At 38.0% G+C, this 20,680-nt stretch carries 14 protein-coding genes; 7 read left to right on the forward strand and 7 right to left on the reverse strand.

From position 1 onward, the window contains the following. Positions 1 to 40 precede the first annotated feature (40 nt). From EJF25_RS13565 to EJF25_RS13590, 6 genes are all read right to left on the reverse strand, one after another. The gene (locus tag EJF25_RS13565) at positions 41 to 2,593 is read right to left on the reverse strand and encodes a zinc-dependent metalloprotease (RefSeq protein WP_125041600.1); all 2,553 of its coding nucleotides are present in this window, start codon (positions 2,591 to 2,593) and stop codon (positions 41 to 43) included. Positions 2,594 to 2,610: 17 nt separating this feature from the next. Continuing rightward, complete coding sequence (locus EJF25_RS13570) at positions 2,611 to 3,522, reverse strand: hypothetical protein (protein ID WP_125041601.1); 912 nt, start codon at positions 3,520 to 3,522, stop codon at positions 2,611 to 2,613. 10 nt (positions 3,523 to 3,532) lie between these two features. Further along, positions 3,533 to 4,990: a RagB/SusD family nutrient uptake outer membrane protein gene (locus tag EJF25_RS13575; protein ID WP_125041602.1), complete on the reverse strand. Its 1,458-nt coding sequence runs from the start codon at positions 4,988 to 4,990 to the stop codon at positions 3,533 to 3,535. Positions 4,991 to 5,003: 13 nt separating this feature from the next. Beyond that, a complete protein-coding gene (locus EJF25_RS13580) occupies positions 5,004 to 8,543 on the reverse strand; it encodes a TonB-dependent receptor (protein ID WP_125041603.1) in 3,540 nt (1,179 codons plus the stop codon). 21 nt (positions 8,544 to 8,564) lie between these two features. Further along, positions 8,565 to 9,761, reverse strand: coding sequence for a FecR domain-containing protein (locus EJF25_RS13585; protein ID WP_125041604.1), 1,197 nt, complete (start codon positions 9,759 to 9,761; stop codon positions 8,565 to 8,567). A gap of 256 nt (positions 9,762 to 10,017) precedes the next feature. Then, entirely contained in the window at positions 10,018 to 10,587 is a 570-nt protein-coding gene (locus EJF25_RS13590; RefSeq protein WP_125041605.1) for an RNA polymerase sigma-70 factor, read from the reverse strand. 1,340 nt (positions 10,588 to 11,927) lie between these two features. Here EJF25_RS13590 and mnmG point away from each other — a divergent pair. The 7 genes from mnmG to EJF25_RS13630 all read left to right on the forward strand — a co-directional run bounded on the left by mnmG (position 11,928) and on the right by EJF25_RS13630 (position 19,625). Further along, positions 11,928 to 13,814 carry a tRNA uridine-5-carboxymethylaminomethyl(34) synthesis enzyme MnmG gene (gene mnmG / locus EJF25_RS13595; protein WP_125041606.1) on the forward strand — a complete coding sequence of 629 codons (1,887 nt, stop codon included), beginning with the start codon at positions 11,928 to 11,930 and terminating at the stop codon, positions 13,812 to 13,814. Positions 13,815 to 13,864: 50 nt separating this feature from the next. Continuing rightward, positions 13,865 to 14,395 (forward strand): adenine phosphoribosyltransferase, encoded by a 531-nt coding sequence (locus tag EJF25_RS13600; RefSeq protein WP_125041607.1) that lies wholly within the window; start codon positions 13,865 to 13,867, stop codon positions 14,393 to 14,395. 75 nt (positions 14,396 to 14,470) lie between these two features. After that, positions 14,471 to 16,303 (forward strand): excinuclease ABC subunit UvrC, encoded by a 1,833-nt coding sequence (uvrC, locus tag EJF25_RS13605; RefSeq protein ID WP_125041608.1) that lies wholly within the window; start codon positions 14,471 to 14,473, stop codon positions 16,301 to 16,303. A 482-nt stretch (positions 16,304 to 16,785) separates the two neighbouring features. Then, positions 16,786 to 17,238 (forward strand): D-aminoacyl-tRNA deacylase, encoded by a 453-nt coding sequence (gene dtd, locus EJF25_RS13610; protein WP_125041609.1) that lies wholly within the window; start codon positions 16,786 to 16,788, stop codon positions 17,236 to 17,238. A gap of 68 nt (positions 17,239 to 17,306) precedes the next feature. Then, positions 17,307 to 17,645, forward strand: a complete 339-nt coding sequence (locus tag EJF25_RS13615; protein WP_125041610.1) for a nucleotide pyrophosphohydrolase — start codon at positions 17,307 to 17,309, stop codon at positions 17,643 to 17,645. After that, the gene (deoC, locus tag EJF25_RS13620; RefSeq protein WP_125041611.1) at positions 17,632 to 18,534 is read left to right on the forward strand and encodes a deoxyribose-phosphate aldolase; all 903 of its coding nucleotides are present in this window, start codon (positions 17,632 to 17,634) and stop codon (positions 18,532 to 18,534) included. The genes EJF25_RS13615 and deoC overlap by 14 nt, the downstream gene beginning before the upstream one ends. A 410-nt stretch (positions 18,535 to 18,944) precedes the next feature. After that, positions 18,945 to 19,625, forward strand: coding sequence for a DUF1266 domain-containing protein (locus tag EJF25_RS13630; protein ID WP_125041612.1), 681 nt, complete (start codon positions 18,945 to 18,947; stop codon positions 19,623 to 19,625). Here the strand turns inward: EJF25_RS13630 and EJF25_RS13635 are convergent, their stop codons facing one another. Then, entirely contained in the window at positions 19,626 to 20,600 is a 975-nt protein-coding gene (locus EJF25_RS13635) for a polyprenyl synthetase family protein (protein WP_125041613.1), read from the reverse strand. It abuts the gene before it with no gap. Between the last annotated feature and the right edge of the window lie 80 nt (positions 20,601 to 20,680).

Below are 20,680 nucleotides of genomic sequence, written 5' to 3' on the forward strand. Positions count from 1 at the left end.
TTTAAATTTAAGAAATTCAAATTACGATAAGAACTTCAAGCTATTCATTGTTAGTCAATGCCCGTTTTATCTTAAGCGCCAAACTCTGATAATGAGCTCTAGTGGTGTTATCTCCCACTCTGGTTTTACTACGAATTAAATTATAACTCTCTATCAGTTTCTGATGTATCGCGGGATTCTTTATCATATCTACATTTCCTAACGGATTTAACTCAAATCCTGCTTTCTGCCAATCAACATTATCTGTCACTAACTGTTTTTCTACTTCATTCAGGTCTTTAAACCCGAATATGGAAGTTTTTTGTTTAGACAAACCGGATTCCCTTAGCAATTTATCGACATAAGTTATCTGTAGATTACGGTCATACATATCCAATTTAGCCCCGGATTTTGTTTTCCTCCACACGAAGTTATAAATATCATCCATAAACTCACTATAACGATAAGCCTCCTTAGGATAGATCTCTTCAAACAATACAAGGCTGGATGTAATAGAAGTAAAGAATAACCGGCTAATAACAATAGATTGCAGAGTACTTGGCGAATAGATTGGACCCGTATATTCAATGATATTCTTATCAAGCAACCAGTCCGGTAATTCCATCATAGTTTCCAACACAAACTTCAAAGCCTCCTTTTGTTCAGCTTTGGGGGCAAAACGTATGACTGGTTTTACATTATCCCGTCGCGGCTCATCAAAATAAATACCGCCAACAGAAACCATTGCGTGTAATAAATAACGCTGCATCTGCATAATAACTTCCTGATACGCTTCAGTAAGATGTTCATAGTGATTATCATCTTCCTTAGTCCATTCCGGTAAATTCTTCATGATAACCTTCAAATTTTTAAGACCATATATACCTGCTTTTACTGCATTGTCTCCAAGATCTTCAGACTTGCAGGAAGGATCTACTTCATTAATAAAAGGCTGGGGACCATATTTATACATCGGATCATGGTCTTTCTCTTTAATCCATTTACTCAACGTAGCTTTTTCTGCATCGGGTGATTCAGCCTCAAAGATAGGTTTATATCCCCATTTGATCGCAAACTTATCGTATACGCCCAAAGTCGGTGGAGTCAGCGCCACTCCTTCATCACCGGGTTGAGCAATATAATTAAAACGGGTATAATCCATAATGGAAGGAGTCGTACCATACTTTTGAGTAAAAGTAGCCGACCGCAAAGAGTCTACCGGAAATGAATAAGAAGCTCCGAAATTATGCATCAATCCCAATGTATGCCCGATTTCGTGAGCAGCCACATAACGCAATGATCCTCCCATCGTTTCATCATCAAACACTGCTTTGCGAACTTTCGGATCAACAGCAGCCGTTTGCACAAATCTCCAATTATGTAGTAATTGTACAATATTTGAATAGAAAAGCACATCCCCCTGAATGATTTCACCGGAACGCGGATCAGCGCAAGAAGGGCCCATCGAGTTCTGTACAGGAGTAGTAATCATCCGATAGCAGCTATAACGAATATCATCGGGATCAAAGTTGGGATCATCTTTCGGATAATCCTTAGCAATAATTGCATTCTTAAATCCTATCTCTTCAAAAGCCGGTTGCCAATCTTCAATTCCTTTTTTAATGTAGCTCCTCCATTTATCGGGAATGGCTGTATCTACATAATAAACAATTTGTTTCTCCGGTTCCACTAACTCTCCCTGTTTGTATCGCTCCAAATCTTCTGGTTTTGGCTGTAAATTCCATCTATCGATATAAGAGAACTCTTGCAAACCATCCTTTTTCTCTGTATAAAGCCTTTTGCCTTCGTCAAAATAGCCAATGCGGGTATCACTTAACCGGGGGCGCATTGTTTTCTCCGGCAATAGAATTATATTGCGTGTCATCGTAGCAGTAAATGGAGCTCCATCCACCGAATACCCCATCAACGTCTTAATATTGATATTCATGGGGAAACATTTCATTCCCAAAATAGAAGACTTTGTAGCGGACAAGCTTCCTTTCAAAGCTTTCTTCTTCATCAACACATCCATGATATTCTCTGAGCGGAAAGGACTAAACTCAGGAACATCAGTTATGAACAGTGCACTCATATCAATGACATATGCTGAGGAGTCGGGAGACAAACTCTCTATTTTATAGGCCTCCCAAATAGGATCTATAAAGTTCCGTTGAAAAGCAGCATACATATTTGAAGTGGTATCACATAAATTGCGTACCATTTTTTTATGCATATATACTTTATCCTTATCTGCCGAGAAAGTCACCAATACAGGATTATGAGGCATCTGTCCGGCGGAAACGTCCTTATTATTACTGATACTGGAAACTCTGGACGTTATCATAAAATCCCTATCCATCAGTTTTTTAGGTATTTCAAAATAATACTTATCCTTTACAATATGGATCTTAAACATTCCATCGATTGTCTTGGCATCCTTCAATAGCTTCTTATACTCCGTTGTACTATTTTTAGTAGAGTCTTTGGTTGCAGCCTGCTCTGTTTCCGCCTTCGCTTTCTTCTTTTTCTTTTTGAATATTTGGGTTTCAGCATTAGCAGTCACCACTCCGGTTGTCAATAACCCTACAATTAATAGTTTAAAAAGATTGTTCATATATTATTGTTTTAAGTCTATAATTCCAATTTAGATAAGTCAAATCCGTTTTCCAACATGGCTTCCCGAATAATATCATACTTTTTCTTCATGACCGGATATTTATCGCAAATCTCTTGTATTTCGACAGGTGTCTTCAGAAAAACAAAGTTCATCCATTGAGATAAATCCGTTTCTTTTGAAGGGGCATACAGCGAATACCAAGGAAAATCGGGATCCGCTTCATCCACAAACGAACGTTCCGGGTCATAACTGATCAAACCATAATGATAGAAGTCTGTATTATAAGGGGTAGCATCGTAGCCAAAATAAAACCAGTTCGGACTATAAATATCTGGTTCGACCTCCTCACTAGCCTCATAAAATGCATCCGAGATAATGAACAGTCCTCTAACCTGAGACATATACCTTGCCCAAAAACTAGCATTTACATCTGCCCTGATTTTATAAAATTCTTTCTGAGTCATCGTCTTTAGTCCAACAGTCACATTGCCTAAAGCAATAAAGCCTCCACTGGCATAGCAATTCAGAATCGCTGTTTCACCATAAGAATCCATTCGTACTTCTTCTGCCAGAATAATAGAAAACGGCAGATTCTTTTTCAGAAAATTATCCGGATACAAATCTAATAAAGTACGTTGCAAGAAGTCAATTCCATCATTTATCACCTCCTTATTTTGTTCAGGAGCCATAATCTTAATACCATTATCCGAAGTGAAATTAAATTCATAATCCGCTCCGGTAGGATTAGTAATGATCACTGTTTGATACTTCTGATAGAATTGATACCTGAAATGTTGAGTCGGGTCCGACGGATCATCTTTCAGGATATTGTATTTATCCAGTTGGTCGGGAATAATTAATGCGTCTTCATGGTAGCAGGAAGACATCCCAGCCAACAAACTGATTAATAGTATAAGTTTCTTCATAATCGGTCAATTATTTAACAGGTTCACTTTCCGGACGATCAAATAATTCAATCTCCGTATTTCTATCTTTCTCACTTTTAGGTATCGGAAGTACATAAGCTTTTTTATCTTCCAGTTTGAAGACATCACCGGCACCTTCAGTTTCTTTTGATGTATAAGTATGCTGAAGGGGCAACACTCCATATCTACGCAAGTCAAACCATCGGAATCCTTCAAAAGCTAGTTCCCGGCGACGTTCTTTACGTACTGTCTCGACAATGCCTTTTTCGTCAAGAGTCAAAGCAGTTGTTCCCGGCTTCATTCTGTATTCGCGGAGTTCGTTCAAGTCGGCAAGAGCCATCTCTGTATTACCTAATTCCGCATTTGCTTCGGCACGATTCAGATACGCCTCCGAAAGACGAAATGCATTCGAATATACAGTAGGTGAATTACGGCTCCACTTTAAAGGAGTATAAAGAGTACATTCTTTGGCAACCGGTTTTTTCTGCATACCTTTGGTAAATTTAAAGAAATTAGTCAGCCGTAAATCGTCTCCGGAATAGAGTTCCACCAACTCATCAGACACCACAAATTCTCCCATATATCTATAATCTTCTTTCATATACTCCTCAATTACTGTACTACCATACGACCAAAGAATCTCTTTATTAAGTAAAGAAAAAAAATAATGATCATCATTCTCCTTAAGTTTATAAAGAGGCTGGGAAGTCGATTTAAACACTGAATCAGCATACAAGATCGCTTTATCATACTTCTTCTGGAAAAGAGCAATACGGGATGCCAACAAATAAGCACTAGGTAAATTAGGACGGAATATAGTTTTTTCACCTCCTACTGTTTTGAAACATTGGATAGCCCGATTGATATCACCTTCTATTTTCGCATACACTTCTGCATTAGTAGATCTTTTCATCATCTTATCCGACAAACTAATTTCTTCATTAATCGGCACACAAAGATCCTTATCTGCTGTAGCAACTTCATAAGGCTGCCCATACAAGTTGGCAAGCATGAAATATGAGAAAGCCCTGATAAAATAAGATTCCCCGGCCAAATCATACCTTTCTATATCGGTTCCGTTCATTGCAGGAAGATTATCTATCATAATATTAACCATCAAAATCTTATGATAATAAGAAGTCCACGCAATATCAGCATAAAACTCATTGGTAATACCAATTTCAGGGTTCGACTGCCAGGTATAATATGCCCACATTTTCTCTCTAAAGTCATTTGATATAAACTTGGGATTGGTCCCATAATAACATTGGTCTTTCACATCATCTGTCATATATTCCAGATAAGGATGTAGATTTTCTTCATTGTTCAAAACTTCACCAAAGAATAACTCTTTATAGTCTTTAACCGACTTGGGTATCATCAAATCCTGTGAGCTTTCTTCCAGAAAGTCACCACAAGATGACAACATGCATATAAGCATTAAAAAATAGATTCTATATTGTTTCATCGTCTTTTCATTATTAGAGGATTATATTAAAACGAAGTGAATACGAGCGCTGTGGCGGGATACTTCTTGAACCAAACCCAATTTGTTCGGGATCTCTTCCTTTCAAAGCTTTATCTTTGATTACAAAAACATTCCCCGCATCAAAACTAACACTAGCACCTTTCAAATAAATAGATTTCAACCATTCACGCTTCAAGTCATAACGGATAGACATCGAACGACATCTGAGGAAGCTACCGGAAACAACTCTGAGATCACTCTTATTATACATATCCCATTTATTGTCAGCAATACGATAGGTTACCTCTTTATTGTTTATAGTTAAACTTTTATCGGACAACACCGGAATATTAGTTCTGTCTTCATCTCCCGGTTCTCTCCACCGATTTACAAATTCACTAGACATATTCTGGTCAGGATATGGAAGAAGTTGTCCGGAGGATTCATACAAATCATTCAAACGGATATTATTTCCAAAGCTAAATGAGAACAATGCATTCAATGTGATATTCTTATATTTCAAATAAGTAGAAAAACCTCCGGTCAAGTCCGGTTCCCGTTTTCCGGAGAAAACAAAGGCGTGATCATACATTTCCTGTTGCGAATGTACCACTGCATTTCCCTTTTCATCCTTCTCGTTCGTATCTTTAAAAGTAGGATAACCTTGAGCATCCAATTTATCAAATTTATATGAATAGAAACTATTTACAGCATGTCCATTGCTCACCAATGATCCTGAGATGTAATCTTGCCAAGTGAGTGCTGAATTACCTGCATTCAGGACTTTATTGTAGTTTTTTCCCGTATTGAACGACATACTCCACATCCAATCTTTAGTTTGAATAGGAACGAAAGAAACCGCTAAATCCCAACCTCTGTTCTCCACATCTCCATCATTGATAGAAACGCTGGATGCACCTGTAGAAGGCGCTACATTTTTCGTTACTACCTGATCGACTCCTTTTTTGTAATATACATCCAATGATCCATAGATTCTGTTGTTCCAAAAAGCCCAATCAACAGCAAGATTATATGAACGTGTTTTTTCCCATTTCAATTTATTATTCGGTAACTTATAAAGTTTGGATATGTATTCTTGGGGTAATGTTTCCAATGCTCCCAGACTCGCAATAAGGTTCGGTGTCTGATCCGGATGCACATTACCCTGAATTCCGTAGGAAGCACGAATTGCCAGATCATTTAGGAAATTGACATTCTTCATAAATTTCTCATTGATCACATTCCAACGTGTAGATACAGACCATATCGGTAAGAAACGCACACTTTTGTCTTGACCAAACTTATTGGAACCATCTGTGCGGATATTAAAATTAAAGATATATCGGCTGTCATAGACATATGCCGCAGTGGCATAAAGTGAAATCATATTATTCTTCGTGTCAGTCACCACATCCGGGTGCCCTCTCAATAAAGAGTTATATCTTACCCAGATAGTCGGATCAATATCTACAAAACGTCTCCCCCTCTCCGGTAAATAGCCGTATTGTGTGGATTTTAATCCATCATATTTAGAGGAATGAATTTCTTGTCCGATACTTCCGGATACCTCATGTATTCCGAAACTTTGTATTAAAGACAAACTGTTTCTCCACGTATATGATGTATTACGGGTATTGGTAGTTACTAATTCACCCCCGAAAGGAAGTCGACATTCCTTTGTAGAAAATTGAGTATCCTCTGCGGGATTCGGCAACATCGTTCCATAAGGTGTCATTCGCATAGAAGAAATATAAAATGACTGTTCGTCGGCCCAGTCTTCTTGTGCCACATTACTTCTGGAAACACCCAATAAAGATGAAAAACGCATCCATGAAGCAACTTTCCAATCCAAATCAATAGCCACATCTATGGAAGAATTATCATTTTTATTTCCGGTATGATTCAGTTCATTAATGATATTAAATGGTATACTACCCGTATAACCACTTTGATTTGCATAGAAGTACAAATCATTGGAAGCTGTTCTCAAAGGAATCGCTCGTGAAGTATTATATGCATATTCGTATACATCGATAGAAGTATGCGGATGATCTGTTTTAGAAAGAGAACCGCTTACCTTCAATCCCAGACGAATATTGCGATTAATCTTGGTATTTATCTTAGCCAATACATTATAGCGTTCCAAGCCCTCTCCTGTCGTGACACTCTCATCATTGGCATACCCAACAGACATGTAATAATCACCTTGTTCACTTCCACCTGTAACGGATACGGAATGCTGGTGAGTAAATGCCCTGCGAAACAACAAATCATACCAGTCCGTATTCAACCCTTTCAGCACTTTCACCTGATTTAGAAACTCCTGATAGGTAATATCTTTATTCCACAAATGTTGCAAAGCCCCTTCATATCCGATATCCGAAGGTTTGTAACTTCCAAAGCTCAATCCTCTTTCCTGCATCTCCATAGACATATCAATTCGGTCGGCAGAGTTCATGCGGAACATCTTATCATAAGTTGGTGGAGCCGTCATTCCCAAGGTAGCAGTATAGGAAATACTTGGTTTCTGTGCTTTTCCGCGTTTAGTAGTCACCACAATGACACCATTAGCCGCTTTAACACCATAAATAGCCGTTGCACTTGCATCCTTCAGAATATCTACACGTTCAATATCTTCCGGGTTTAAAGAACCGATAGCATTTCCGATCAGGTTTATTTTGTCGGGGCTGTTCAATTCTTCCGTAGAGATATTAACACGCTCTTCAAGGATAATTCCATCCACCACCCATACCGGTTCTCTATTTCCCGTAATTGAAGAAGATCCTCTGATTCTGATTTTAGGAGCTGCACCGGGAGTAGACGACATATTCATAACTGCCACACCTGGCAGACGTCCCTGCAACATCTTATCGACGGACATATACTCTCCACCCATCAGATCAGATCCTTTGATAGAAAGAATAGAACTGGCAAGTTTACGCCTATCAATCTCCTGATAACCAGTAACTACTATCTCGTCCAGTAATTTAGCATCCGGCACCAGTTGGAATGTTTGCTTTTTCTCCAAATTCAGTTTAGCAGTATTAATTTCCAATGTTTTCATACCGACAAAAGAGATGCGTACTATGGTATTGTCAGTTGGGAGATCCAGAGAGAAATTACCATTCGGATCGGTCATCGTACCCACATTCTGGTCTTTATCCACTATCAGTATCGTTACTCCTGATACCTCATCTCCCATATCATCGACCACCTTTCCTTCCAGTACACGTTTTTTCTGCTCTTTCCTTTTGATGACCACAATATCATTCTTTGTTGCATAAGTGAACCCCCTGGGCGAAAGTACCCGATTCAACAATAAATTCCAAGGCTCATTGGTAGCCTTCACTGTTACTAATGAAACCCCGTCAAACATCTGCGAGTTGTAAAGCATATTAATTCCTGCTTTTTCTTTGACCGCGTTCAAGAAAGTCTCCATTGTTACCTCTTTTAAATCAAGAGTCACCTTCCTCTCGTCAGAAGGAAGCGTCCATGCACTAAGGATCATACTCAATGCAAACAGACATAACATACAAATCTTTTTTTTCTCCATAACTACAATCCTAACTCAATATTACTCATTCTTATAAATCAATATTCTTTTCCCATTTATCTTATAGTAGATGTCGCCGGTCAATTCTAAAGCATCAAGAAACGTGTTTATTGCCCTATATCGCTCTACACTGCCGCTATAAGCAATGTCGCGTAAATCCGGTGTTTCATAGTAAACTTGTATATCATACCATCGTTCGAATGTTTGCATAATCTCTCCCAAAGTGCGGTTGTTAAAGCTATAAACACCGTTCACCCAACCAACATATTCATCCACGTTTACCGAACGTTTGCTTAATTCACTCGCCGAGATAACCGCCTGCTCACCCGGCAAAAGAGTGATTGTTTTATCTTCCGGAGTAGAAAAACTTACTTTCCCATGTACCAATGTAGTGTAGCAAACAGAAGCATCCCTATATGCGTTCACATTAAAAGCAGTTCCCAACACCGTAACTTCCCCCAAATGAGTCCGTACAACAAAAGGATGTTCTTCATCTTTCGTGACATCAAAATAAGCTTCCCCTTCGAGGATTACCATTCGACGTTTCCCTGCAAACTGTGTCGGATAGATCAACTTGGAACCTGCATTTAAATGAACCCTAGTCCCATCTGCAAGAACTACTGTATTTTCTCCTCCACGCGGTATCGCCAATTCATTTGATCTGATGGTTTTTTCTATGTTTTCTTTTATTTCCTGTTCCGTTGTAGCAGTTTGCTGATAGGTTAATACTCCTTCTTTATATTTCACCTTGACTCCATCGACTACTACATCTACTACCTTCTTCTCATGTATATCGATAGTATTTCCATCCGATAAAGTCAGCTGTGCTTGCTGTGTTCCGGGTTGAATCAAAATTTCATTTTCTTCTTGGGGGAGTTTAGTTTCCGAGAGAAAAAAGGCTAAACCAATAGCTAGAATAACAATTGCAGCAGCTGAGTACCATGCAACCCGAAGTAATAAAGATTTGCGTGATTTTGTTTTCTTTGATTCTATCTTTTCAAGGAATGCCAAATAAGCTCTCTCCGAAGAATAATTCTGATATTCATCAAATGCAGTTTTCAACGTTTCACTGTCTTGTAATTCCTCATAAACGTTCTGTAAATCAGGGCAATGAATCAGCCTTTTTTGGAATTCTTGTCGTTCCACTTCATTAGCCTCTCCCAGCAAGATCTTTTTCACTAATGCAGCATCCTGATAAATATTCTCACTGTTTTTCATGTTATTATCCTTTTTTTATTTAAAATTAATCATCATTTCTTTCTAATCGTTTATTATAAATATACACAGCAATCAAAAAGGGGTGACAAAAAGATGATATTTTTTCTAATAAATGAAAAAGAACAAAAACATATTGCAGACAAAACATATCATTATGTCAGCAAAATATGCATATGACAAACAGTTATAGCCAAGAAGAGAAGTCTTAACTATTTAATATAAATGTAAACGAGTATCAATTTAACTTTTTAATATTTTAAAAGAATAAGCAAAGAAGAATAGAATAAAAAGAGTCTCCCAGCTTTTCCCTAAGAAATTTATAGCTGCGGCTCTTCTGTGTTTTGACGGTATTAATACTCACTCCCAAACGTTCTGCAATCTCGTCCCAAGTGTACCCTTCAATTCTCATCAAGATAATTCGACGCTGTTCAGCAGGAAGTTCTTCAATATGAACGTATAACTGACGGATGATTTCCTCTTTTACCGTCAATACATAAACCATATCTTCGTCTTGAGAATCTTCATCCTTGGCAAGAGAGTTTAAAATAGAATCATGGATTTGATTATTACGAATATACAATAAGGCATTATTATAACAGACTCGATAAAGATAATTGGTCAATTCTTTTATATCAGTGAAAGTACGCCTACTTTCCCATACAGAGATAAAAACATCCTGTACTAAATCTTCTACAGCATCCGGTACAGGTAATATTTTAGCAACATAAACGCATAAAGCAGCATAAAAACGATCATAAAAAACGCTCCATATCTTTTCATCCTTCCGATTCAACTCTGCTACTAAAATGCTGCTTTTGTCTTTCATATTGCTTTGCTATTCTCCTCTAATAAAATGTTCTCCTCTAATAAAAAAGGATATCTATCGCCCGGAAACTGCTTTCGCGACTTCGAATGCAAATATATTGTTTTTTCTTTAAACATCAGTTAAGCTATTTTAAATAGAACAGAAAATCTACTCTACACATAAAGATGAAAAAGTTTTTTTTCCGTCACTCATCACACTCCTATACATAAATAGCTGAATGAAAGCACTTAATAGCGTGATGATAAGGTGTGACGACAGGTGATGGAAACAATTTCCATCACCTGGCAAAAAAAATCTAAAAACTTTTGAAACCGGTAGATTCATCCTTTGGAACCAAAAGTTTCATACAAGTGAAACTAAAGGTTTCAAAGCGTGGAACTAAAAGTTTCAAGGCTTGAAACCAATAGTTTCACCGCTTGAAACCGGTAGTTTATACGCTCGAAAACAGGAACAGATATATACCATACGTTTATTGTCTCTTTACCTTGATTTCTTTGACATAATAGAACAGCTTTTATTCGTATAAAAAGACCCGCATTATTGAATAAAAGATCCATAATACCTCCAAACCAAAGACAATCGATAAACACTTTAAAGAAAATACTAACGAATAGGAAAGGACTAAAAACAAAAAAAGAGCGAATAATTCCGCCCCACCTTTAAAGAATCCCCCATAAATGGGATTCTTTTTTTCTGCATCTTCACTTTACTTGTTACCTGAAAAACTACTCTTTTACTCAAAATACCTAATAAAAACTACCTTGCTACCTAAAAACTAATCTTAAATCTAATCCTTAATTTTATAAACTAATACTTAATACCTTTTTCACCTTTTCTAATACCTAAAAATTCTTTAAACTAAAACTAAACTATAGAGTAGTTTCACAACTACGCTGCAAAGTTACGTCGGATTTGGAAAAATGCAATAGTTCCTATTCTAAAAAACAGTTAATAGCTTATTTTATTGACTTATATCAAGAGAAAAGGAGAAGATTAAGTGCAAAATGACTTTTACCTTTCTTTTTTACTCTCTTTTCTAAAAATGGGGTTCACCAATTTTCTATTTACACTTAAAATCCGATCCTGTTCGAAGTAACAAAAAGACAGTAATAACGACGATTCAAAATCATAAATTCAAAATATTACCGATTAGAAAGTAAATATCACCCACAATTTATTCCAAGTAAAACGACATTCTGCATATTTCTAATTTAAAATTAAAGAGATTTTTTTATTCTCTCCGACACCTAGCCGCAATTTTTGGAAGCAAAAACGGGCAGCGGATACAACTCTCGCAACTTTTCCGTAACTTTGCAGCGTTAGATAATAAATAAGATAGAATGGATTTTAAGTACGACGTTATTGTAATTGGTGCCGGACATGCTGGTTGCGAAGCAGCAGCTGCCGCTGCAAATCTTGGTTCCAAAACTTGTCTCATCACAATGGACATGAACAAGATTGGCCAGATGAGTTGCAACCCGGCCGTAGGAGGAATCGCCAAGGGACAAATAGTACGCGAAATAGATGCACTCGGCGGACAGATGGGATTAGTGACTGACGAAACCGCCATTCAGTTCAGAATCTTGAACCGTTCGAAAGGACCTGCCATGTGGAGCCCGCGTGCTCAATGCGACCGCGCCAAATTCATTTGGTCCTGGCGTGAGAAACTTGAAAACACTCCCAACCTTCATATCTGGCAAGATACAGTATGCGAACTTCTCGTTAAAAATGGAGAAGTCACCGGATTAGTTACAGCCTGGGGCGTTACCTTCAAAGCCAAATGCATAGTACTTACAGCAGGAACTTTCCTAAACGGTCTTATGCACATCGGTCGCCACAAACTTCCAGGAGGAAGAATGGCCGAACCGGCTTCTTACCAACTTACCGAATCCATCGCTCGTCATGGTATTGATTATGGTAGAATGAAAACCGGTACGCCGGTACGTATTGATGCTCGCAGCGTTCATTTTGATCAAATGGAAACACAGGAAGGAGAAGCTGACTTCCACAAGTTTTCATTCATGAATACCAGTGTCAGCCATTTAAAACAACTGCAATGCTGGACGTGTTATACCAATGAAGAGGTACACCACATTCTTCGTGAAGGATTACCGGATTCTCCTCTATTCAACGGACAAATACAAAGTATCGGTCCACGCTATTGCCCGAGTATAGAAACCAAAATCGTTACTTTCCCGGATAAAAACCAGCACCAATTGTTTCTGGAACCGGAAGGGGAAACTACACAAGAGTTATATCTCAACGGCTTCTCTTCTTCCCTCCCAATGGATATACAGATCGCCGCACTAAAAAAGATTCCGGCTTTCAAAGATTTAGTAATCTACCGACCGGGATATGCCATCGAATATGATTACTTCGATCCTACCCAACTAAAACATTCGTTGGAATCGAAGATTATTAAGAATCTATTCTTTGCCGGACAAGTGAACGGAACTACCGGTTACGAAGAAGCAGGCGGACAAGGAATAATTGCCGGTATCAATGCCCACATCAATTGCAATGGTGGAGAACCTTTCACACTTGCACGTGACGAAGCTTATATTGGCGTATTGATCGATGATCTTGTAACCAAAGGTGTAGACGAGCCTTACCGTATGTTTACCTCGCGAGCAGAATATCGAATCCTTCTTCGCATGGACGATGCAGATATGAGACTTACCGAACGGGCATATAAACTAGGATTAGTCAAAGAAGACCGCTACCAGCTGCTCAAGAGTAAAAAAGAAGCTGTAGATCAAATCATAGCCTTCACGCATAGTTATTCGATGAAACCGGCATTAATTAATGATGGACTCGAAAAGATAGGAACAACTCCCCTACGCCAAGGATGCAAGCTGATCGAAATTCTAAACCGTCCGCAAGTAACAATAGAAAACATAGCACAATATGTTCCTGCATTCCAAAAAGAACTGGATAGAGTAACAGCATCGGATACGGATCGTAAAGAAGAAATCCTTGAAGCTGCTGAGATATTAATAAAATATCAAGGTTACATCGATAGGGAACGTATGATTGCAGAAAAGCTTGCCCGTCTGGATAGTATAAAAATCAAGGGCAAATTCGACTACGCTTCTATCCAATCTCTATCTACGGAAGCCCGTCAAAAACTGGCAAAAATAGATCCGGAAACAATTGCCCAAGCAAGCAGAATTCCAGGAGTATCGCCAAGCGATATCAACGTATTACTAGTACTTTCAGGACGATAAGCGGCAACGTTTCACGTGAAACAAAAGAATTAAAGAAACGATATAAAGCAATGATTATGAGCAAAGAAACGCTAATCAAAAGTATTCGTGAAATACCAGATTTCCCTATTCCGGGAATCTTGTTCTATGATGTAACCACCCTGTTTAAAGACCCTTGGTGTTTGCAAGAGTTATCCAATATCATGTTTGATATGTATAAGGATAAAGGTATTACTAAAGTAGTAGGTATAGAATCAAGAGGATTCATTATGGGGCCTATACTAGCTACCCGCTTAAATGCAGGATTTGTTCCAATTCGCAAGCCGGGAAAACTTCCAGCAGAAACTCTTGAAGAAAGCTACGATAAAGAATACGGCAAAGACACTGTACAAATCCACAAAGACGCAATCGACGAGAACGACATAATCCTTTTGCACGACGACTTATTAGCAACAGGAGGAACTATGAAAGCAGCTTGCGCGCTTGTGAAAAAGTTAAAGCCTAAAAAAGTATATGTAAACTTCATCGTCGAACTAAAAGATTTGAATGGTATCTCAATGTTCGGAGATGATGTAGAAGTAGAATCAGTATTGTCATTATAAACTTATTGATTATATTTGCAGGGCGTAGCTGTATAGCTACGCCCTTTTTATTTCAGTTCTTCATCTCTAAAGATTATGAATACAGATTCAGTAAACCCAACCAGCGAATACCTGAAAGGTATTGTGGCAAATCTTCCGGAAAAGCCAGGTATTTACCAGTATCTAAATACCGAAGGTATCATTATATACGTTGGAAAGGCCAAAAACTTAAAGAAAAGAGTCTATTCGTATTTTAGCAAAGAACACGAACCGGGTAAGACTCGTGTATTGGTCAGCAAAATCGCCGATATCCGCTATATCGTTGTCAATTCGGAAGAAGATGCACTATTATTGGAGAATAACTTGATAAAGAAGTATAAACCCCGCTACAATGTACTATTGAAGGATGATAAAACTTATCCCTCAATATGTGTACAAAATGAGTATTTTCCCAGAGTTTTCAAAACAAGAAAGATTATCAGAAATGGTTCGTCCTATTATGGCCCATACAGCCATATCCCTTCCATGTATGCTCTACTCGATTTGATAAAGCACCTATATCCATTACGCACCTGTAATCTAAATCTTACCCCTGAAAATATTCGGGCTGGTAAATTCAATGTCTGCTTGGAGTATCACATTAAAAATTGTGCAGGACCTTGCGTTGGACTACAATCACAGGATGAGTATCTAAAGAATATCGATGAAATCAAGGAGATATTAAAGGGAAATACTCAGGATATTAGTCGTATGCTGCTAGAAAAAATGCAAGAACTGGCAAGTGAGATGAAGTTTGAAGAGGCACAAAAGATGAAGGAGAAATACCTTTTGATAGAAAATTATCGCTCGAAATCTGAAGTGGTTAGCTCTGTTCTGCATAATATCGATGTCTTTTCCATTGAAGAAGATGAATCCAATTCAGCCTTCATAAATTATCTACATATCACAAATGGTGCCATTAATCAGGCATTTACTTTCGAATATAAAAAGAAACTGAACGAGACAAAAGAGGAGCTACTAACACTCGGTATCATTGAGATGCGGGAACGCTATAAAAGCCTGTCTCGAGAAATCATTGTTCCATTTGAATTGGATATGGAGCTGAATAACGTTAACTTTACCGTCCCTCAGCGCGGAGATAAAAAGAAACTATTAGAACTTTCGATTTTGAACGTAAAGCAATATAAAGCTGACCGTATGAAGCAAGCGGAGAAGCTCAATCCGGAACAGCGAAGCATGCGCTTAATGAAGGAAATACAGCAAGAACTACATTTAGATAGATTACCCATGCAAATTGAATGCTTTGATAACTCCAATATACAAGGTTCGGACGCTGTAGCGGCATGTGTTGTATTCAAAAAAGCCAAACCATCAAAGAAAGATTACCGTAAATACAATATAAAAACTGTAATGGGACCTGATGATTATGCTTCAATGAAAGAGGTAGTAAGAAGACGTTATCAACGTGCCATTGATGAGCAATCACCGCTTCCGGACCTGATTATTACCGATGGTGGTAAAGGCCAAATGGAGGTTGTCAGAGAGGTTATTGAAGATGAATTAAAGTTGAATATACCTATCGCCGGACTAGCTAAAGATAATCGTCACCGTACTTCAGAACTATTGTTTGGATTTCCACCACAAACCATCGGAATCAAACAGCATAGTCCCCTATTCCGTCTACTCACCCAAATACAAGATGAAGTACACCGTTTTGCTATTACTTTCCATCGGGATAAACGCAGTAAACGACAAGTAGCCTCTGCATTAGATACCATTAAAGGTATCGGTGACAAGACAAAAACAGCTTTATTGAAAGAATTTAAAAGTGTAAAAAGAATAAAAGAAGCGTCATTAGAAGATATATCTGCAATCATCGGTGAAGCAAAGGCCAAAATCGTAAAGGAGGGATTAAACCAGAATATTTAGTATCTGAAATACTTTTTGTATATAAACGGGTAAAGTACTATCATATCTCGATCCAATGGTTCTGCTTTTCAATATTAAGAACAATAGCAAGAACTAGACTCCAGTAAATAGAGTTTATTCTCTATATAGGATAGTAATTAACTTAAAAAAACTTTCTTAATTTGCTTAACCAGAGGCTTACGCTGACAGAGATATTGAGTGTGCCAAAACTAAGATGCCCACTCTAAAAAGTTTTAGATTGCAATTAACAAGTATAAAAGAGCTATATCAAACTCGATTTTTGAGTAATGATACGGCTCTTTTCATTGCTGATAAGGGTGGCCAAGTTTCAGATTAAAAGTCCTCTTTCTCTAAAATTGAGTTTTAAATTCATCCTCTTTAAATCTTCAAACAAATATAACGAGAATAATATTTCCTCTATTCCATCATTTTATCTGCCGAATTTCGTAAATTTGCCTTCCGTAAATATAACAAAAGAATCAATGAGAGTAGTAATTCAACGTGTTAGCCATGCTTCAGTAACTATCGATAAGCACTGTAAGTCTTCTATCGGTAAAGGAATGCTGATATTAGTTGGAATTGAAGAAACTGACGGAAAAGAGGACATTGACTGGCTTTGCAAAAAGATAGTAAACCTTCGCATTTTTGATGATGAAAACGGTGTTATGAATAAATCTATTCTGGAAGATGGAGGTGATATTTTAGTTATCAGCCAATTCACTTTACACGCATCCACTAAAAAAGGGAACCGTCCTTCGTACATCAAAGCTGCCAAACCAGAGATCTCTATCCCACTCTATGAACAATTCTGTGAAGATCTGAGCAGTGCATTAGGAAAAGAAATCGGCACAGGAACTTTCGGTGCAGATATGAAAGTTGAACTTTTAAATGATGGTCCTGTTACTATATGCATGGACACTAAAAATAAAGAATAAAATCAATCTGTGATGAGAGGAATCAATTCCTTCCTATCGACGATTCAATCCACTTAAACCGTTATATTATGACTCTGGAAGAAGCTCAGAAGCAAGTAGACCAATGGATAAAAACATACGGTGTCCGTTACTTTAGCGAATTAACCAATATGGCTGTCCTGACCGAAGAAGTCGGAGAATTAGCGCGTGTCATGGCACGAAAATATGGTGACCAATCCTTCAAGGAAGGTGAAAAAAACAACATTGATGAAGAAATAGCCGACATTTTATGGGTACTTCTTTGCATCGCTAATCAAACAGGCGTCAATGTTACTGACGCTTTCCAGAAAAGTCTGGAAAAGAAAACAAAGAGAGACAATAAAAGACATATTAATAATCCAAAACTGAACGATCATGGAAGAGAATAATTCACAACCTAGTAAGTATGAAATCGCTCTGGCGAAATACAATACCAATCTGAATGATGCAGATATACAAGCTCGCGTAGCCGATCTGATTGAAAATAAAGTGCCGGAAAACAATACAGAAGAGGTTAAAAAGCTCCTGTTCAACTGCATTGATCTGACCACACTGAACACTACAGACAGCGACGAAAGCGTCATGCGCTTTGCTGAAAAAGTGAATCAATTCGATGATGAGTTTCCCGAGCTGAAGAATGTAGCGGCTATCTGCGTATATCCTAATTTCGCCGCCATCGTTAAGAATACATTAGAAGTAGAAGATGTCAATATCGCCTGTGTATCAGGAGGTTTTCCATCATCTCAAACCTTCATTGAAGTGAAAATTGCAGAAACTGCATTAGCCATCGCCGACGGAGCAAACGAGATAGATATCGTAATCTCTGTAGGTGAATTCCTGAGTGGTGACTATGAAACGATGTGCGACGAAATCCAAGAACTGAAAGATACCTGCAAAGACCACCATCTCAAAGTGATTCTTGAAACAGGTGCTTTGAAAAGCGCTTCCAACATCAAAAAGGCTTCTATCCTATCCATGTACTCAGGTGCAGATTTCATCAAAACATCGACTGGGAAACAACAGCCTGCCGCTACCCCCGAAGCTGCATATGTGATGTGCGAAGCTATCAAAGAATACTACCAAAAAACAGGAAATAAAATAGGATTCAAACCCGCCGGAGGTATCAATACTGTAAATGATGCACTCATTTACTATACAATCGTCAAAGAAATTCTTGGAGAGGGATGGTTAAACAATCAACTTTTCCGTCTGGGAACAAGCCGGTTAGCAAACCTTCTGCTTTCTGATATCAAAGGCGAAGATATCAAATTTTTCTAAAAGACAGATTAACAATTACATATAACTACCGCACAACTCTCGTTATAAAGATGAGTGTTGTACGGTAGTATTTATTTAAGAAAAACTAAAATTACTTATTGCTACTATTTACTTTTTCATTATCTTTGTGATATATTTAGTTATAGTATTTCTCTATAACTATTTGAAATAGAGAACGTTTTATTTATTGCCTACTCCTGGAATTCGGCAAAAATTCAAAGTTATGAGCGGTGATAAGCAAACGGGTCTCACGCACCTTCACGTATACATTTTTGTTATATATCGAACGGAGCGTGGGACTGTTGCTTGTATCGTCATAACGGCTTGCCGAAGCCCCAGGAAAGATATCAAGTGGCAGTTCTCACGCTTTTCGGTAAATCCTACACCATATTATAATAAGAAGTATATTGATGAAAATACACTTAAAGACCTTACGATTTAATCATAACCCTTTAAATCTGCTTCTCAATACAAAGAGAAAACAAGGATTACGTATCGGCTATATGCATGCTACACTTGAAAACTTTTGCCTCAATAGTATTGAGACAAGGGTACCCAAACAAGAAGTTATCAAATTTCTCACCAATAAATTCAACTGTGTTGATACTGATTCGACCCGCAATATGTTACAATTCCTGATGAACGAAGGAGACAGAATATCTTATGCCATACAAACTCCTTTTTTGCTATCAACAGACAACTTGAATGAGTTTGAAACGATAATACGTAAACGCTTTTTCGGAGTAGAACGGTTTGTTCAACAAGGCAAGAATCTATATAACTTCGTAAAATACGCAGAGGAAAGAAGAGATCCAATCATTTGGATAAATGATCTTGAAAGAGGAATTATCGGCTGTGATATGGGATTAGCAGTCACAATCGCCCGCGCAGCACATGAGTGTGGATATATAACTAGAGATGAAACTTGGGAATACATCGAACAAGCAAACACTTTTTACGCCGAAGTCCTTAGTACTCCAGAAGAAATAGATAAAAGCTGTCTTATCGGAAGAGCTATAAAATCAGATAGAATAGAAGATTGGGAACAACTAATTTTATGCTATTCGCTTTTGAGTAAATTCAGGAAATGATCATTTCTCACGATCGACTACATAATCCAGATAAGTCTCCAAAGCAGCCCGCACCTCTGAATCCGGCAATAACCTTAACAAATCAAGAGCTTTTTGCTTATATGCATTCATTGTCTGAATGGCATATTCAATTCCCCCATTTTCTTTGGTAAATGCAATTAAACAAGCTATTTCTTCCATGCTGGCTGTACCCTCTTTTATCTTGAATGCAATTTCACGCATTCGCGCATCCTGAGTTGCATTCAACACATACAAAGCGGGTAAAGTAAGTTTTCCTTCAAGCATATCATTGCCCGTCGGTTTACCTATCTCTTTGCTATCAAAGTAATCAAAAATATCGTCTTTAATCTGAAAACAAATACCTATATATTCACCCAATAGACGGGCAAATTCAGTATTCTCCTCTCCTACTTCTACCGAATAAGCTGCCGCTTTTGTACAAGCCGCAAAAAGAGCTGCCGTCTTCTTACGAATCACATCAAAATAGACCTTTTCGGAAAAACTGTGGTTGCTTACATTCGATAACTGAAGCAATTCTCCTTCAGCAAGATCCTGCCCCAATGAAGATACGACTTGTATGATATCATGGCTTTTAGTAAGTCCGGCATGAACCAGACTGGTAGCTAACAGGTAATCTCCTGTCAATACCGACACCTTATTATTAAAAACAGCATTTACCGAAAGCTGTCCCCGGCGCTCGGTACTCTCATCCACTACATCATCGTGTACCAGACTGGCAGTATGAAGAAGTTCTAAAGCTACAGCTGCATGAAGAGTACTTGGACGGATTGCACCATAGAGGCGTGCGACTAAAAGGACGAGAATAGGACGCATCATCTTACCATTCCTCTGACGTATATAAGCTATTACACTGTCGAGCAATGCATTCGAACTGGAGAGAGAACTGTCAAAAAGGTCTCTGAAATCCTCAAGTTCAGTCGTTATTGGTTTTTTGATGCAAGTGATACTATCCATTCACACACAATTTGAGTACAAATGTAATAATAAAACGTTTAATACGGTATTTTTTTGTACTTTTACCATGAAAAATTAAA

It is taken from the genome of Bacteroides faecalis, from assembly GCF_003865075.1.
Taxonomy (GTDB): domain Bacteria; phylum Bacteroidota; class Bacteroidia; order Bacteroidales; family Bacteroidaceae; genus Bacteroides; species Bacteroides faecalis.

Excerpts from the sequence above, each read along its gene's own strand:
- EJF25_RS13565 (WP_125041600.1), bottom strand. The coding sequence starts at position 2,593 with ATGAACAATCTTTTTAAACTATTAATTGTAGGGTTATTGACAACCGGA.
- EJF25_RS13570 (WP_125041601.1), bottom strand. The coding sequence starts at position 3,522 with ATGAAGAAACTTATACTATTAATCAGTTTGTTGGCTGGGATGTCTTCC.
- EJF25_RS13575 (WP_125041602.1), bottom strand. The coding sequence starts at position 4,990 with ATGAAACAATATAGAATCTATTTTTTAATGCTTATATGCATGTTGTCA.
- EJF25_RS13580 (WP_125041603.1), bottom strand. The coding sequence starts at position 8,543 with ATGGAGAAAAAAAAGATTTGTATGTTATGTCTGTTTGCATTGAGTATG.
- EJF25_RS13585 (WP_125041604.1), bottom strand. The coding sequence starts at position 9,761 with ATGAAAAACAGTGAGAATATTTATCAGGATGCTGCATTAGTGAAAAAG.
- EJF25_RS13590 (WP_125041605.1), bottom strand. The coding sequence starts at position 10,587 with ATGAAAGACAAAAGCAGCATTTTAGTAGCAGAGTTGAATCGGAAGGAT.
- mnmG (WP_125041606.1), top strand. The coding sequence starts at position 11,928 with ATGGATTTTAAGTACGACGTTATTGTAATTGGTGCCGGACATGCTGGT.
- EJF25_RS13600 (WP_125041607.1), top strand. The coding sequence starts at position 13,865 with ATGATTATGAGCAAAGAAACGCTAATCAAAAGTATTCGTGAAATACCA.
- uvrC (WP_125041608.1), top strand. The coding sequence starts at position 14,471 with ATGAATACAGATTCAGTAAACCCAACCAGCGAATACCTGAAAGGTATT.
- dtd (WP_125041609.1), top strand. The coding sequence starts at position 16,786 with ATGAGAGTAGTAATTCAACGTGTTAGCCATGCTTCAGTAACTATCGAT.
- EJF25_RS13615 (WP_125041610.1), top strand. The coding sequence starts at position 17,307 with ATGACTCTGGAAGAAGCTCAGAAGCAAGTAGACCAATGGATAAAAACA.
- deoC (WP_125041611.1), top strand. The coding sequence starts at position 17,632 with ATGGAAGAGAATAATTCACAACCTAGTAAGTATGAAATCGCTCTGGCG.
- EJF25_RS13630 (WP_125041612.1), top strand. The coding sequence starts at position 18,945 with ATGAAAATACACTTAAAGACCTTACGATTTAATCATAACCCTTTAAAT.
- EJF25_RS13635 (WP_125041613.1), bottom strand. The coding sequence starts at position 20,600 with ATGGATAGTATCACTTGCATCAAAAAACCAATAACGACTGAACTTGAG.